Source organism: Capnocytophaga felis, from assembly GCF_009684755.1.
GTDB classification, from domain to species: domain Bacteria; phylum Bacteroidota; class Bacteroidia; order Flavobacteriales; family Flavobacteriaceae; genus Capnocytophaga; species Capnocytophaga felis.
On the sequence record NZ_BLBC01000005.1, the window covers coordinates 355,488 to 372,244 of the forward strand.

Annotated in this window: 13 protein-coding genes; 5 read left to right on the forward strand and 8 right to left on the reverse strand. The window is 37.0% G+C overall.

What is annotated here, in order from left to right:
- Positions 1–64 precede the first annotated feature (64 nt).
- The 7 genes from GN105_RS02830 to GN105_RS02860 form a co-directional block, all read right to left on the reverse strand.
- Positions 65–1,834, reverse strand: a complete 1,770-nt coding sequence (locus GN105_RS02830; RefSeq protein ID WP_155283923.1) for an aminopeptidase P family protein — start codon at positions 1,832–1,834, stop codon at positions 65–67.
- A 179-nt stretch (positions 1,835–2,013) separates the two neighbouring features.
- Positions 2,014–3,555, reverse strand: a complete 1,542-nt coding sequence (locus GN105_RS02835) for an Rne/Rng family ribonuclease (protein ID WP_155283924.1) — start codon at positions 3,553–3,555, stop codon at positions 2,014–2,016.
- 222 nt (positions 3,556–3,777) lie between these two features.
- Positions 3,778–4,083 (reverse strand): HU family DNA-binding protein, encoded by a 306-nt coding sequence (locus GN105_RS02840; RefSeq protein ID WP_095895310.1) that lies wholly within the window; start codon positions 4,081–4,083, stop codon positions 3,778–3,780.
- Positions 4,084–4,282: 199 nt separating this feature from the next.
- On the reverse strand, positions 4,283–5,509 hold the full coding sequence (locus tag GN105_RS02845) for a 3-phosphoshikimate 1-carboxyvinyltransferase (protein WP_155283925.1): 1,227 nt from the start codon (positions 5,507–5,509) through the stop codon (positions 4,283–4,285).
- A 95-nt stretch (positions 5,510–5,604) separates the two neighbouring features.
- Entirely contained in the window at positions 5,605–6,144 is a 540-nt protein-coding gene (locus GN105_RS02850; protein ID WP_155283926.1) for a DUF3575 domain-containing protein, read from the reverse strand.
- Positions 6,145–6,261: 117 nt separating this feature from the next.
- On the reverse strand, positions 6,262–9,003 hold the full coding sequence (locus GN105_RS02855; protein WP_155283927.1) for an outer membrane beta-barrel protein: 2,742 nt from the start codon (positions 9,001–9,003) through the stop codon (positions 6,262–6,264).
- 79 nt (positions 9,004–9,082) lie between these two features.
- Entirely contained in the window at positions 9,083–9,811 is a 729-nt protein-coding gene (locus tag GN105_RS02860; RefSeq protein WP_155283928.1) for a FadR/GntR family transcriptional regulator, read from the reverse strand.
- A gap of 220 nt (positions 9,812–10,031) precedes the next feature.
- On the opposite strand from GN105_RS02860, the gene GN105_RS02865 reads away from it, so the two are divergent.
- The gene (locus GN105_RS02865) at positions 10,032–11,186 is read left to right on the forward strand and encodes a n-acyl-d-glucosamine 2-epimerase (protein WP_155283929.1); all 1,155 of its coding nucleotides are present in this window, start codon (positions 10,032–10,034) and stop codon (positions 11,184–11,186) included.
- A 43-nt stretch (positions 11,187–11,229) separates the two neighbouring features.
- Here the strand turns inward: GN105_RS02865 and GN105_RS02870 are convergent, their stop codons facing one another.
- The gene (locus GN105_RS02870) at positions 11,230–11,445 is read right to left on the reverse strand and encodes a hypothetical protein (protein WP_155283930.1); all 216 of its coding nucleotides are present in this window, start codon (positions 11,443–11,445) and stop codon (positions 11,230–11,232) included.
- Between the two features lie 215 nt (positions 11,446–11,660).
- Here GN105_RS02870 and GN105_RS02875 point away from each other — a divergent pair, with 215 nt between their 5' ends.
- The 4 genes from GN105_RS02875 (at position 11,661) to GN105_RS02890 (ending at position 16,749) form a co-directional block, all read left to right on the forward strand.
- Positions 11,661–13,238 (forward strand): sialidase family protein, encoded by a 1,578-nt coding sequence (locus GN105_RS02875; protein WP_227977333.1) that lies wholly within the window; start codon positions 11,661–11,663, stop codon positions 13,236–13,238.
- Positions 13,239–13,390: 152 nt separating this feature from the next.
- Positions 13,391–15,535 carry a PA14 domain-containing protein gene (locus GN105_RS02880; RefSeq protein ID WP_155283931.1) on the forward strand — a complete coding sequence of 715 codons (2,145 nt, stop codon included), beginning with the start codon at positions 13,391–13,393 and terminating at the stop codon, positions 15,533–15,535.
- Between the two features lie 2 nt (positions 15,536–15,537).
- A complete protein-coding gene (locus GN105_RS02885; RefSeq protein WP_155289077.1) occupies positions 15,538–15,690 on the forward strand; it encodes a hypothetical protein in 153 nt (50 codons plus the stop codon).
- Between the two features lie 33 nt (positions 15,691–15,723).
- A complete protein-coding gene (locus GN105_RS02890) occupies positions 15,724–16,749 on the forward strand; it encodes a hypothetical protein (RefSeq protein WP_155283933.1) in 1,026 nt (341 codons plus the stop codon).
- Positions 16,750–16,757: the final 8 nt, after the last annotated feature.

The window sequence follows — 16,757 nt, forward strand, 5'->3', positions numbered from 1 at the left end:
TTTCTAAATAAAAAAGCCTTTGAACTGATTTTCAAAGGCTTTTTTATTTCTATTGTTTGAAATTTTAAATTGGTTTTACAATTTCCAAAAACCATTCTTTTACAGCACCTTCCAAATGTGGAGCTAATTTTTCCTGACAAGTTTTGTGATAATTATTCAACCATTGTTTTTCTTCTTCAGAAAGTAATTTCACATTGATTGAATTAGTCATAAACGGACAAAGAGTTAAGGTTTCAAAATTATAGAATGTTCCAAATTCATTGCTTTCCACCTCACGCACAGCGATTAAATTTTCGTGACGTATGCCATATTTATTCTCCAGATAAAAACCCGGTTCATCTGAGCAAACCATTCCCACCAGCAATTCTTGCGGATTCATATCTTTTCGGATGTTTTGAGGTCCTTCGTGTACATTCATAAAACTACCTACGCCGTGCCCCGTACCGTGTCCGTAATCCTTTTTATTTTTCCATAAAGACATACGTGCAAAGGCGTCTAATTGCACGCCTTTAGTTCCTTTAGGAAACTGAACCATAGCAAGTTGAATCATTCCTTTCAACACCAATGTACAATCATCAATAAATTCTTGTGAAACCCTACCAAGCGGAATAGTACGTGTGATGTCTGTCGTTCCTTCCAAATATTGCCCTCCTGAATCCACCAAAATACTTCCTTCTGCAAAAACTTCTTTACTTCCTTCTTTAGGTGCAGAATAATGTACAATTGCTCCATTTCCTTGATAACCAACAATACTTCCGAAACTTTCTCCCACAAAATTCTTTCCTTCAGTACGAAAATCGCGTAACTTCTTGCCTATGCTGTATTCCGTCATTGGCTCCTTACCCACCTGATGTGTAAGCCAATACAAAAATTTTACCATTGCTACACCATCACGCACCATTACCGTTCTGAAGCCTTCTAACTCTGTTTCATTTTTAGTTGCTTTCATCAAATTTCCGGGAGCCGGAGCCTGCACCAAAGTATTTTCTCCTTGCAGAACATTGAAAATCTCTTGATTGGAATTAGGAGAAATTAATATTTTTTGATTTTTTATCTCTGCCAAATATTTGAAAAAATCATCATATTCTTTTATTGTTACATTTGCTGATTTTAAGTGGTTTTCTACTTCATTATTCACTTTTGTTTTATCCACAAACAAAACAGCCTCTTTTTCGGATAACACAACATATCCTAAGAAAACCGGATTATAAGCCACATCACTTCCCCTGAGATTTAAAGTCCACGCCACATCATCGAGAGCTGTAATTATATGCAAATCAGTATTCTTTTCTGCCATTTTCTTACGAATAGACATTAGCTTATCTGCTACTGATTGCCCCGCCCATTTGTCAGGATGTACAAAAATAGGATTAATCGCTTCTTTATTTCTGTTTGTCCAAATTTGCTTCAACAATGGATTATTTACGAGTTTTATATTGCTGGTTTTCAAAGCCTTTTCTAACTTTTCCCAAGCCAAATGCGATGTTGCCAAAGCATTCAAAGCCACCGTAGCTCCTTTTGGAAGTTCTGCAATAAGCCATTCGGTATAGTCGGGCGTTCCTTCCACTCCCTCTTTGAATAAATTGATGCCTGAGCCTTTTAATTCAATAGGAGCTTGTACAAAGTAACGCGAATCTGTCCAAAGTCCGGCTTTATCCTTAGTTATGACCACAAAACCCGCTGAACCCGTAAAGCCTGAAATCCAAACTCGTTCTTGCCACTCTGCCGGCAAATATTCACTCAAATGCGGGTCAGCACTAAAAACTACAAATGCATCAATATTTTCAGCTTGCATTTGCTTTCTTAAAAGAGATATTTTTTCTGGTGTATTCATTGTGTAAATTGTTGTAGTTTATTTTTTGAATATTAATAATTGGTTCTGACAAAGGTAATAAATTATTTTTCACTTTTCGAGCCGTTTTTGTTTTTTATTTCAATAAATACAAAATGCTCCGAATTGATAAAAAACCAAAAAAGGCTCTGCGATTGCTCGCAAAGCCTTTTTATAATCTTTTAAAGAGGAGTTCCTGCTTTTGTTTTAAAACGATATTCCAAATAAGAATATGCGTCACGTGGCATAATCTGAATCCATCGTTTGTATTTTAAGAACCATTTAAAACGAATGGAATTCCAACCTTTAGTTAAATATGCCGCAATAAAAGGATGTGCATTAAGCACTATTCTTCCTTTGTAAGTTCCCTCTTTAATAATGCCTTCAAGTTCTGTATTAATTTTATCAATCAGAACAATAGGTGCTTCTACTTCACCTTCTTTACTTGGATTTTCTTCTTTAGTTTTGATGTTTAGTTCTTGGCGTACCCGCTGACGTGTAATCTGAATCAGCCCGAATTTACTCGGAGGCAACACCTTGTGTTTTGCTCTGTCTTCTCCCATTTCTTTACGGAGATGATCAAAAAGAATTCTTCGATTATCCGTATTTGACATATCGATGAAATCCACCACGATAATCCCTCCCATATCTCTCAACCTGAGTTGCCTTGCAATCTCTGTGGCGGCGATCAAATTTACAGCCAAAGCTGTGGACTCTTGGTCGTTAGCCTTATTTGAATGATTTCCACTGTTTACGTCAATAACGTGCAGAGCCTCTGTGTGTTCTATAACCAAATAGGCTCCTTTTGTCATTGAAACAGTGCGTCCGAAGGCTGTTTTTATTTGTCGCTCAATATGGAATTTTTCAAAAATTGGAACCGACGAGCGGTAATGTTTAACGATATTTTCCTTACCTGGTGCAATATTCTGAACATATTTTACAACCTGTTCATACAATAGGTCATTATCTACGTGAATCCCGGTGAAAGTGTCATTGAACATATCACGGAGAATAGCTCCCGTTCGGTTAATTTCACTCATCACCTTCGACGGAAACACCGCCTTATGTATTTTCCTACACATCAAAACCCAACGTTCGAATAAAACTTGCAAGTCTTTGTCTAGTTCTGCAACTTTCTTACCTTCTGCAACAGTGCGAACAATTACCCCAAATCCTTTGGGTTTTATGCTCTGCAGAAGTCGTCGAAGTCTCTCTTTCTCAGCTTTGCTTTCTATTTTTTGAGAGATGGAAATTCTGTCCGAAAAAGGAACCAAAACCAAATATCTTCCTGCGATGGATAGTTCCGAACTTATCCTCGGACCTTTGGTCGATATTGGTTCTTTCACAATTTGGACTAAAATAGGCTGATTTGCCTTCAAAACATCAACCACACTGCCATCTTTGTTGATGTCCGGTTCCAAGGGGAAATCTTTCAAAGAATAATCTTTTTGTTTCCCTGAAATTACCTGCTTCACAAATTTTAGCAATGAGGCAAGTTGAGGACCCAAATCGTGATAATGCAAAAAAGCATCTTTTTCGTGACCTACATCTACAAAAGCGGCATTAAGCCCCTGAATAGGTTTACGTATCTTGGCAAGCATAATATCACCTACTCCCAATCCGTTTGAACCTTCTTCTTTGTGAAGCTCTATCAGCCTTCCTTCTTTCAATAAAGCAAAATCTACATAAGAGGAACCAGAACGAATGATTAATTCTTTATTCACTCTTTTTTGGATTTTTGTTAAACACTATTTAACTGATTGTGAACACTTTTTATTCACATCAGTTTTTTTTCAAAGAACATTTCTCAAAAAGAAGAAAAAAGTAGTTAAAAACTACTTTTTCTTCTTATGGCGATTAGCTCTCGCTCTTTTTTTACGTTTATGATTCGCTACTTTATGTCTTTTTCTTTTTTTTCCGCTTGGCATAGCTTATATTTTTTTTAATTATTTCTTTTTACTTGATTTTACTTTAACTTTTGTTTTTACTCCATCAACAAATACTTTTGCCGGTTTAAAAGCAGGAATGTTGTGTGCAGGAATTTTCAATGTTGTATTTTTAGAAATGTTTCTTCCTGTTTTCTCTGCTCTTGTTTTGATGATGAAGCTACCAAAACCTCTTAAATACACGTTGTTACCACTTTCCAAAGAAGCTTTTACTTCTTCCATAAAATTTTCTACTGTTGCTTGAACGTCATTTTTATCAAGACCTAACTTATCAGCGATCTTTGATACGATTTCTGCTTTTGTCATTTTATATATTTTTTTTTATATTAATATTTTTAAATAAAATCGGAGTGCAAAGATACAAATTAATTATTTAAAAAACACAAGGTTAGCATTTTTTTTTCATTTAACCCCTCATTTTTAGCAGTTTTAAACAAAATTGCATCACAAAAAATTAATTATCAACAACTTAAAAACATCGTTTAAACATCAAAAATTGCTTCCCTTAATCGCCTTTTTTCTGAATTATCACATTCTCCACATCTTTCCAAAAGTTAGGATACGATTTTGAAACCACCTCAGAATCAGAAATTATGACATTCGTTTTAAGCATCAGCGGAGCAAAAGCCATCGCCATACGATGATCATTGTAAGTTTCAACAGATACATTTTTATTAATTGTTCCTCCCGATTTTAAAAACAAATCCTTGTCAGAAACTTCTATATTCGCACCCAATTTCCTCAATTCGGTTTTTAAAGCCTCCAATCGGTCAGTCTCTTTGATTTTCAGCGTATGAAGCCCCGTAAGTTCGCAACCTATCCCCAGTCCGAAGCAAGTTACAGCGATGGTTTGAGCTATATCGGGTGCATTTCTCAAATCATACTTAAAAACTACATTTTCAACCGATTGAATCTTTCGAATTACGATTTCATTATCAGAAAAAATGGTTTCCACACCAAAAAAAGTATAAACTTCTGATAAAATACTGTCTCCCTGAAAACTATGTTCCTTATAACTGCTTAATTTTAAACAAGTTCCCACTGCTGACAAAGCCACAAAAGAATACCAATACGAAGCAGAACTCCAATCCGACTCCACAGTAATTTCCTTTTTATGAAGATTCTTTAACGGTCGTACATATATTGTATTCCCCTCAAAATCAGAACTTACGCCAATTTCAGAAAGTAAAGCCAATGTCATTTTGATATAAGGGGCTGAAGTTACTTCTCCTATCAAATTAATTTTCAAACCTTTGTAAAGCGATGGTGCAATCAGTAACAAAGCCGAAATATATTGACTGCTTACATCAGCAGACATACACACCTCACTGACTTTCAATTCTTTTCCTTTTATATATAATGGTGGGCAGCCCTCATTTTCCAAATATGAAATTTCTGCTCCCAAATCTTGAAGAGCTTGTACCAAAATGTGAATCGGGCGTTGTTTCATTCGGGTTGAACCTGTCAAAATCACCTCTTTTCCCCTTTGGGAAGCGAAAAATGCGGTTAAAAAACGCATCGCAGTCCCTGCGTGATGAATGTCAATTTTGCCAGCCTGCTTTAGAAGTGCTTTTTTCATTACTTCAGAATCATCTGAATCAGAAGCGTTTTTTATAACAATCTCAGGATAAATAGCTTGCAACAACAACAAACGATTCGTTTCGGATTTTGAACCCGAAATTTCAATTTTCTTTCCCGAAATTAATTCAGACTTTAGTAGTTTTTTATCCATAATTTGCTTCAATTCATCACAAAAATAAAAAATACCTGAAAAACAACAAAATATATTATTATTCTTCAGGTAATTTATAAAATTTATATCCTAAATTAAAATCGATAACCAACAGCCAAAGCTCCCCTACCTATGAAAGGAGTATAATCGTTAGAAGCTGAACGTGGAATACGTCCCAACCCAGAACTCAACTCAAAACTAAATCGATTTCTTATCCATTTTACCCCGAGGCTTAAACCGAAAGCTATATTTGTTTCTTTCTGTCTTCTTGAGCGGTATGCTCCCGGATAGTCATCTACAAAATAATCCCTATTAAGAAACGTCGTAAAGACTTCGCCAAAGAAGCCCGACACGGGTTTCTTACCAAAATAATATCTTCCGAAGGCAGTTACATTATAGTTCATTCCTGAGTCTAAATCGGAATCTTTGTATGTAAAAATTAAAGAAGAACCTCCTATTGAACAGTCATAATTCAAGGTACGTTCGTATGAAAACTCCACTCCTTCAAAAAGTAAGAAAAGAGCATTCAACTTAAGTTCATTCCTTTTAAATTCCGGGTTTAACTCTCCTGAAGTTTCCTGCGAGTACATCACTAAAGAAGAAATTAGTAGTAGAAAAATAATACATTTTTTCATAAATAAAATTTCTGTTAAAATTAGTAGTGCAAAAATATTAATTTAAAGCCAAAAACAAAATTCTTTACCTTCTATTAAATTATTTTTCCTCCTGAAAGCTACCTAAAAACTCGGATATTACTTCGTCTTGCCTTTACCGCCTACTTTATTGAATTTGTACGAGAAACTAAGCATAAAATATTGTTTGAGCATCAGTTTTTGCGAATCTTCCACGTAATCTTGGGTGATAGTTCGCCAAGCATCTACGGTTTGGTTGAGTAAATCGAAGACTTTAAGTTGTAAGGTGGCTTTTTCGCCTAAAAACTTATATCCCAAACTCATATTCCAATACAAATATGATTTTCTAAAGCCTTTACCCATATATGGATGGTGCGAGAATTCAATATCGTTTCCAAAAACCACATTTTTAGGCACATATGTCGTAATTTTTAAATAGGCACGTTGCTCTGAATAATTTTGGTCCTTAAATATATCCAAATTATAAGTTGCTTTTTTAAATAAAGGCAAATAACTCAAATTCAAATCTATTTTTTCATCGTAATTATACTCCAAACCTACGGATGGTGATATACTGTAATTAGTTATGGCATAACGAGTTCCGTTGCTAAAGAGGTTATTTTTACCAATATTACCGAAAAACCTCAATTGATATCCGATTTTGTTTTTATCCAGCTTATACGATTTGTTAAATTTGCCGTTTCCGTGAATAGAAAAATCGCCATCAATGTTGGTATAAGTCGTTTTTCGAGTTAAATCATCGTTAGTCAGAGTTACAGAAGTAATTTTATCCTTCTGAAAATCAGCACTAAAATAAAGAAATATTCCCGAACGAGTCTCCCAATTGTAATTACTTAAATTTATTTGAAAGAAATTCGAAAAAGTAGGTTTCAAATCCGGATTTCCGGTAAAGGTATGCAACGGATTATTCACATTTTCAATGGGTTGTAATTGACTTACGCTCGGCACACGAGTATTAGTGTTGTAATTGAAGCTAAGGGTTGATCCTTTTTTTATTTCGTAATTCACCCGAAATCGAAAATCAGAATTTCGGAACGTTTTATCCAGCTCCAAATCCCGAATAAAATCCTGATTTTCAAGTCTATTGTAAACTATTCCCACATCGCCATTGAAACGAAATTTCCCTGTACTCCATTCAAATCCCAATTCGGGTTTATGCCGAGTGTTTTCCGTCAGAAAGTCGGAACTGAGTTCCGTATTAAAATCAACATAATTTCCGTTTGTATCTGCATCATAGGTGTTTACGTTATTTTTAGCATCGGTTTTAGACAAATTATATCCTGCCCGCAATAAAAAATCTTTAAAAAGCGGATAACGAAGAGTTGCCCGAAGATAATAATGATCGCTTCGATTATCGGTATCTTGGTGTTGATCGCGGATTTGCGTGGAAGGATGGCTTCCGAAAATTTCGCGTTTGTTGTACAATTCTTGTTCTCTTTCTGAACGGCTGTTAGTGTTTGCCAAAGAAACGCCCCACGAACCTTTTGTCCCTTTAAAACGCCGATTGAAAGAAACCCGATTCTCAAAATTCACATTATGATTGTGCGAATTGCTTTTGGAAAGACTTTGATTTACAGGGTTTCTGTTACTGTCGTACGAGGCTTCTTCGCTTTTGTTATGGCTGTTATTTCTGCTTATGGAAATTCGCGGATGCACCGAAATTTGTGTCAGCGAATCGATTTCGTATTCCAGTCCACCTCGCAGATGGTGCGAATCTCCCCACGCATTGCCCCATCGTTCGTTACGTGAAAAATAATGGCGGTCGGGCAGTGTGGTTTCACGGTCGCTACGCGAATGGCTTTCGTTATCGTTGTACGTGTAGAAATAGTTGGCGTCTGCTTTCAGGTCTTTACCATACTCATCTACATAACTAGCTCCTGCAGTGTGTGATTGGTTAAAACCGTCTCCACCAGCCGCAAAATTTATTCCATCAGCCAATATAGCTCCATTTGAAAAAGAAAGGCTTTGTATATTACCCATCATTCCAAAAACTTCATCAAATTCAAAACCTAAAGCATTGATATTATTGGAACTGCCCAATACCGAAACGCGGGTTTTGTCTTTAAAATAGTTCCCGAAACCGTTGATTTCGTAGCGGTCTTTGTTGCCGTAACCCACCGTTGCTCGCCCGAAATAGCCTTTGTTTTTGTCTTCTTTCAGAACGATATTTATCGATTTATTGTTTGGGTCGCCTTCTTCTTTGGTGAATTTCTGTTCTTTGGTTTTGGTGTCGCTTACTTGAATTTTCTTGACGATGTCTTTGGTAAGATTTTTTGTAGCGATTTTGGGGTCATCAAAAAAAGGTTTTCCGTTGACCAAAATTTCATTTACGGGCGTTCCGTTTACCGTGATATTTCCTTTAGCATCAACTTCCACGCCGGGCAGGTTTTTAAGCAATTCTTCCACCGTAGCATCGGGGCGGAGTTTGAAGGCATCGGCATTAAATTCAAGCGTATCTTTCTTTACAGTAATAGGAATGGCTTCGGAAAGTACCTCTACGGCTTCCAATTCTTCGGCTTGCGTTTCCATCGAAATAACTCCCAAATCCAATATTGATTTCGAAGTGGTTATACGCTTTTTGTAGGGAGCATTCCCGATATGGGTGATAAATAAATCCAATTCGGGTTCTTGGTTTTTGGCTTTCAGAGTGAAAACGCCTTTATTATCACAAATAGTGTAATTCACAAGGGAAGAATCTTTTACCGATTTCAAAAACACCGTGGCGGCTTCGAGCGGTTTTTCGGTAGTTTTATCATAGACTTTCCCGGTAACGGTAAACTGCTGAGAGAAAACAGAAAAGCTTACCAATAGCCATAATAGTAGTGCGTAATTCTTATTCATTTTGGTTTACAGGTTGATTATTTCTAAAAATTAATTGATATATTTTACTTAAAGACAATTAGAAAGAGAAAAAACTACATCAATAATATTTTTTTATATTTTCTTCATTAATTTTATCAATTCTCTCAAAATGAGGATTTAAGTGCGTACGCATTGCTTCTCTGAACGATTGTGGTGTGCCGTTTTTGAGTTCTTCCACCAAATCCAGATGTGTAACCAATTGATTTATCTTATTCAAATTAGAAATTTCTTTCGCTTGCGAATCGTGAACGTACTGAAAAACAGGAAGTAATATTTCGTGAAACCGTAACAATGTTTGGTTGCCTGCCATTTTATAAAGTGTACTGTGAAAAGCAAATTCATCTTCTAACGAAAAATAATTATCAACATATTCATAATTTGCTCGTTTTGCCAATGTTTCCAATTCTTGAACCTGCTCATCAGTTTTTCGAGCAAAAACGAAATCCACCATACCGATTTCAAACATCAATCGAAATTCAAAAAGGTCTTGTAGTGTATTCTCATCCAACATTTTGGAGTTGAGCGTTTTTTGAATGTTAAAAATCAAATCGGGTTCTTTCAAAATCATTCCCCGATGTTTTTTTGATTCAACAAGCCCCATAGTACGCATTCGCACCAAGGCTTCCCGAATAGCTGTTCGGCTCACTCCCAACCAATTAGCAAATTCTATCTCTTTTGGCAGTGAATCGCCCGGTTTTAGATTATTTTCCCTGATATAATCAACAATACGTTGTTCAATTCGGTCAACCAACGTTATGCTTTCCAGCGGTTCCAATTTTATCTTCATAATCAAAATACAAAAAGAATAATATTTATCAATTTAATAGTTTAACGTGTTAATTTTAAAGAATTACTAATTTTTTTCTTATTTTTGCCTTGTTTGAAAATCGTTTTCACATCAGAAAAAACGGCAAGGCTAAATTAATATTTTCTTTCTGAAAAGCAAATTTTCTGAGGAAAAACGAATCATAATTTTATGCTGACAACAAAATTTATATTTACCTTTTATGAAATACAGCGAACTTTACAAGAAAACATTATTGGAAGACGTCATTCCGTTTTGGGAAAAACATTCGTTGGACAAGCAATACGGCGGTTATTTCACTTGTCTTGACCAAAAAGGAAACGTTTTTGACACCGACAAATTCATCTGGTTACAAGGGCGACAAGCGTGGATGTTCGCCGTGCTTTACAACCAAGTGGAAAAAAATCCGAAATGGCTCGAAATTTCCAAATCGGGAGTCGAATTTTTGCGAAAAAACGCAATGGATGCCGACGGGAATTTTTATTTCTCGTTAACCCGCGAAGGGAAACCTTTGGTACAGCCTTATAACATCTTTTCGGATTGTTTCGCCGCAATGGCATTCAGCCAATATGCAAAGGCTTCGGGCGATGAAACCTACAAAAAGCTGGCTATCAACACATATCATAATATTCTTAAAAAACAAAACAATCCAAAGGGAAAATACGAAAAAACAACGGGCGTTCGTCCGCTCAAAGGTTTTTCGCTTCCTATGATTTTGTCGAATTTGGTTTTAGAATTGGAAAACGTTCTTCCGGAAGAAGAAATAAACCGAACTATCGATTTCAGCATCAACGAGGTGATGAATGTGTTTTTAGATGCCGAAACAGGAATTATTTTTGAAAACGTCCGACCCGACGGAAGCAAGGAAGACAGTTTTAACGGACGCCTACTCAACCCCGGACACGGCATTGAGGCAATGTGGTTTATGATTGACATTGCGGTTCGCAGAGGCAACGCTCCTCTTATCGAACAAGCTACGCAAACCATTCTTAACATACTCAATTACAGCTGGGACGACACTCATCAAGGTATTTTCTATTTTATGGATGCCAAAGCAAATCCGCCGCAACAACTCGAATGGGACCAAAAACTTTGGTGGGTACATCTGGAAACGCTCGTCGCCCTATCCAAAGCTTATCTGAACACCCAAAACGCCGAAATTTGGGAGTGGTATGAGCTGGTTCACGAGTATGCGTGGTCGCACTTCGCCGACCCTGAGCACGGTGAATGGTTCGGATACCTAAATCGGGAAGGAAAACCCCTACTGACACTCAAAGGAGGCAAATGGAAAGGCTGTTTCCACGTTCCGCGTGCAATGTTCCAATGCTGGAAAACCTTTGAACAGATGGGAAAATAAGAAAACAATAATTAATAGTTATCAATTAGTGATTAGTTGTTAGTTAATAGAGGAGCAAACATTTAAAAAAGAATTTTGGAGAGATAAATAATATTCTGTTGAGTGTAAAATACGCTCCGTCGAGTGTGAAATATACGGAAGTGACGCAAAAGTATGATACCTTTAAAAAGAAAGTGTCTTTGTCAGGCTGAGCGAAGTCGAAGCCTTGTAATAATAAGGCTTCGACTTCGCTCAGCCTGACAATCGGAACTTTTATCATACTTTTTAGCACGACCAAATACGCTCCGTTGAGACAATAACAATGAAAAATCAACTCATAAATCAACAAAAGAAAGAAAAAAAGCAAACAAAGGAAAGCAAAAATAACAAAGATACAGCCGTAATTCACCAATAATAAATCTTTGTAATCCGTAGTTTGACAACTATTAATTACCAATAGGAAATAAACATTGAAAAATAATAACATCAATACAAATGAAAAAACATATTTTATGCCTTGTGGCAATGATTTTTATGGCAAGTGCCTGTAAAAGCTCTTTGATGACATCATCAATTTCGATGGAAGTAACACAACCTGAAATGCCGTTGCAAACAAATCGGGATAATATCTTGGCAAAAGCCATAATCCGTTGTGAAAAACCTGTTTCGATAAACAAAATCGCTTTCGGTTTGAAATCGGAAACCAATTCTTTCGACTTAAATGAAATCGAAATCTATATCACCAATAAAAATGAGTTTAAAAACGGAACTTCATTCGGGAAAACAAATCAAATCAAAAGCAAAAACACCTTCAACGGAAATTATTCTTCCAATGAAAAGATGTTTTATGTGTGGGTAGTGGCAAAAACAGTTGCCAATCCGAATCTTTTAAATAAAATAAAGGTTACCCAAATGGAAGTGAATTTGGAAAATTCGCACAAAATCATCACGAAAGACATCAAAAATCCGGCACAGCGTTTTGCAGTGACCGTTCGGGACAAAAAACAAGATGGCATTGAGTGCTATCGTATTCCCGGACTGGCAACGACCAACAAAGGTACGCTCATCGCCGTGTATGACAATCGTTATAACAATTGTAAAGACTTGCAGGAAGACGTAAACGTAGGAATGAGCCGCAGCACCGATGGCGGACAAACGTGGGAGCCGATGAAGGAAATTATGGATTTGGGCGAATGGGGCGGATTGTCAAATCAGCTTAACGGAATTGGCGACCCTGCCGTATTGGTCGATAAAACCACAGGCACCATTTGGGTAGCGGCACTTTGGCTACACGGGCACGACAAAGACAAAATGGCGTGGTGGGCTTCTCGTCCCGGAATGACGCCTCACGAAACCGGTCAGCTGATGCTCGTAAAAAGTGAAGACGATGGCGTTACGTGGAGCGAACCCATCAGCATCACTCCGCAAACCAAAGACCCGAAATGGTATCTTTTCTTTAATGGTCCCGGCAGCGGAATTACTCTTAAAGACGGAAAAATAATGTTCGCAGCACAATACAAAGACGAAAATCAAGTGCCGCATTCTACCTTAATATACAGTGAAGACCACGGAAAAACGTGGCACTGCGGAACGGGAGCCAAATCGCACACCACCGAAGCCCAAGTAGTTGAACTTTCTGACGGAAGCATTATGCTCAATATGCGTGACGACCGCAACCGCCAAAACTACAAATTATCCGATGCCTTTCACGGACGTTCGGTTGCCATCACCCACGATTTGGGGAAAACTTGGGTGGAACATAATACATCGCGTACAGTTTTGACAGAACCCAATTGTATGGCAAGCATCATTTCGTTTGATAAAAACGGAAAGAAATATTTATTTTTCTCGAATCCGGCAGATGCTGGCAAACGCATTAACATTACCATCAAAGCCAGCAATGACGACGGCAACACGTGGGATAAACTCCCTCAAATAAAACTTTACAGCAATGAAAACTTCGGATACTCTTGTATGTCAATCATTGATGATAAATACATCGGAATCTTGTTCGAAGGGGCGGGTGATTTGCTTTTCCAAAAAATCCCGATTGAAGAATTAATCAACCGCTAAATAATTGTTATATAAATTGTTAAAAAAAATGCTTTCTGTACAACAATTTTACAGAAAGCATTTTTTATCTTTTTAACAATATTAATATTTTGTCATTTTATTTTTTTGATTTAGCTTTGCAGCCCGATTGTGCATTATACTACAATCCAAAAATGACTAACTCAACCAAGATAACTACATATTTACTTTGTATATTCTTCCTTTTTGGAACGCAGTTACTATCTGCTCAGTGCGGTACTGGAAAGCAGGTGCGTGGTGGCGTTGTTACGCCTTATTGGAGAGGAGAAGGTCAAAATGATCCAGGAGTGCCTATTCCCGATATGTCATCAGGGCAATATGCTTTGGTAAAAGTTATAAAAGGAGTTCAGTACGAGATAAATGCGTATTGGATAACAATATGTCGCGACAGCGGAGGAGAGCACTCTATTGATGAGAGTAATTGGTCTTCTGCTTACACAAGATTCACGGCAGAAGTTTCTGGGCAAGTACGCGTATATTACACTGGTGGGAAAAGCGGTGTGCGAATAAAAATAATCGGAGGAGCAAACAATATTGACGCTCAAAATTCATATCACCCTCAGAGTAACCGATGGAGAACACATTTTTACAGAGAAATAGATAATTTCACCAATTATTTGGGGTATAAAGACTATAACAGCCATTCATTTCACGAACATAAAGACCCAAACGGTGACTCTACCCCCATAGATATTTATTCGCAAGGAAATATAAGAGCGGGTATTCTTCGGTATTTTTCGGCACGTTCCTTTATGCAAAATATACAATATAAAGGATTTTATTATGTAAGATTAGGTGCTGATGACGGAACACGTCTTTTTATAAATGACGAAAAGGTGTATGACCGATGGAATCCTACCGGAGATTATTCCGTTAAAAATCAAGCCATAAAACTCACCGGGAATGACCTTCTCAAATATGAATATTTCAACAATAACATACCACTGCAATATGTTTTTGAGATAAGCCCTACCGATAAAATCATCGAAAATAAAACATTAACATCATCCAACGGAACGAAAATTTGTATGGGCAAAAACACCACCCTTGATGGTGATGGCTTCGCTACAGCTTTGCCCAATACCTTTACCAATCCAGTCTATCAGTGGTACTATGCTACAAGCCCTACGGGAGTTAAACACCCTATCGGAGGCAACACAAAATACTATGAGGTCAATACCAACACCTCCCCTTTTAATCAAGCAGGTAGTTATTATTTTTTCCGAGAGGCAAGAATAACTATCAACAACATAGGTGTTGTCCCTAAAACGGAAAGCATTATGTCTGATTTTATAAAAATAGATGTACTAAAACAGCTAACCGCTAAGGCGAAACCTAATAAAAAATCATTTTGTCAAAGAGATGATAATGCTAAAATCATAGTAACAGTAAATAACGGTAGTGGTGGGCAACCTCCTTTTACTTTTAATTATACAATTGATGGTGTTACGCAACCGCCAATTCATAGCAATAATCATATTTTTGAAATCCCCATCAACACCTCCCAAGCAGGAACGTTTGAATATAAGTATATTTCTATTACTGACGGTAATAACTGTATAACTAAACTACATTCAATTGATCCAATTACAATTAACCCCTTACCCACTGCTGATTTTTCAGGACAAAACACTACTTTGTGTTTAAATACTCCTGAGACACGAATTCCGTGGGTTACCTTTACAGGAGAACTTCCCTTTACCGTAAGAATAAGAGGCACCAAAACAGGAGGGAGTTCCTCAGAAAAAGAGATAACACTGGAAGATAATGAAAATCGTTTAACAATAGAGCATAACCCCAACGACGAGGGAGAATTTACTTACGAACTTTTATGGGTCAGAGATAATAACGGCTGTAAAACGTTGTTTTCCAATAAAAAGATAATGGTTAATGTAGAAAAACCATCCATAACAACTCCTCAAGACATTACTTGGTGTCTGCCGGAAATCACGCAAGCTATTTACCAAAGTAATGGTGATGTGAATATCTCAGAGAATGCATACACATTAGTAAGAGGTTCCAAGGATTTGGACGTAACCATAAACCCCGTGCCTTGTTGCCCAAACCCTGTATTAAAATGGACAATCAATAACGATTTAAGCAACGTACGAACCGGACAACCCTCTGCTTTTGCAGGTACTATTTCTTTTGAAAACAATACCGCCACCGATAAAATTTACACCATTTATTATTGGTTGGAATGCAACGGACAAAGTTATAGCCACCAAACTACACGACAGGTACGGATTACCCCTCGCCCCGTTATTGAGTTTGAATGATTTTGAGAAGTGATGTAAAAAAGTATGATGTCGAAAAACAAGTAATTTTTGTCAGGCTGAGCGAAGTCGAAGCCTCATCACTAAAAGGCTTCGACTTCGCTCAGCCTAACAATCAGAATTTTATAATACAAGTAGTTTTTAACGTAAACAATTAAATACAAGATATTCATTTTTAAATTTTTATAATTATGAGAAAGTTAATTTTTAGTATGGCTTTTGCCATCATATCGGTAGGTGTTTATGCACAGGGAGCACCTGCTAACAAAGCTGTAAAGGGGACTGCTCCTACACAAAATGTTACTTGTACAGACAACGCTCAAAATCCTATTGTTGGTAAAAGATACACCTACACTATTAATGGTCCAGAGGGAAAATATCATTTTTTTGCAACAGATAACGGCACTTTCATTGATAATGGTGCCTTAGCAACCTCAGGGGCGTACACGGAAGGCAACGGACAGATAAACGTGGGAGCAGGTAGTTATAACAATGCGAATTCAGAGGAAAAAAGCATTGACATCACTTGGACTAATGCAGCTGCTTCAACTTCTTATTTAGTGGTAAACCATAGCCCAAAAACTGGTTGTACAACAACAAATAACTTAAAGGTACTAAAAATCCAACCTAAAAATGCGTTTTTTATAGAATTACGCAATATGGATAAAGATAAACAAACACAGGCATTAAGTACAACAAGTAATGTTGATGTTTGCTTAGGACAAATTAAATCTGCCGTATTAACAGGCGACCAAATTGCATATGACTATGGGCAACAATCTCTTTTCTACGAGTTTATTGCCGTAAATTACGATAAAACTTTTACTCCCCAAATAAAAATAGAAGGACTTCAAGAAGGACAAACAGCTACTTTGAAATGGGGCTATTCAAAGGAAAACATATCAACAGAATTAAGTAATACAATAACGCATACTGGAAACACCATTACACTGCCTCAAATTACGGCGGAAGAAACTGCTACCCCTTCCGAAGGCGTTTCCATTTATTTAGAATTGGCTATCAAAAACGGAAAAGTAGAAGGTACTAATGACCAACAAATAACCTTATCCGCAGACGCAACCACAAGTAGCAATATTAAAGACGTTAAAACCGACTGTACAGAAGAAGACGAGTTTGCTGACAAGGCTATCCAAACCCTAAAAGCAAGAGCTACTATTACAGGAAATGGTTTAAATTTTATGCCTTCACAACCATAAAAACAAAA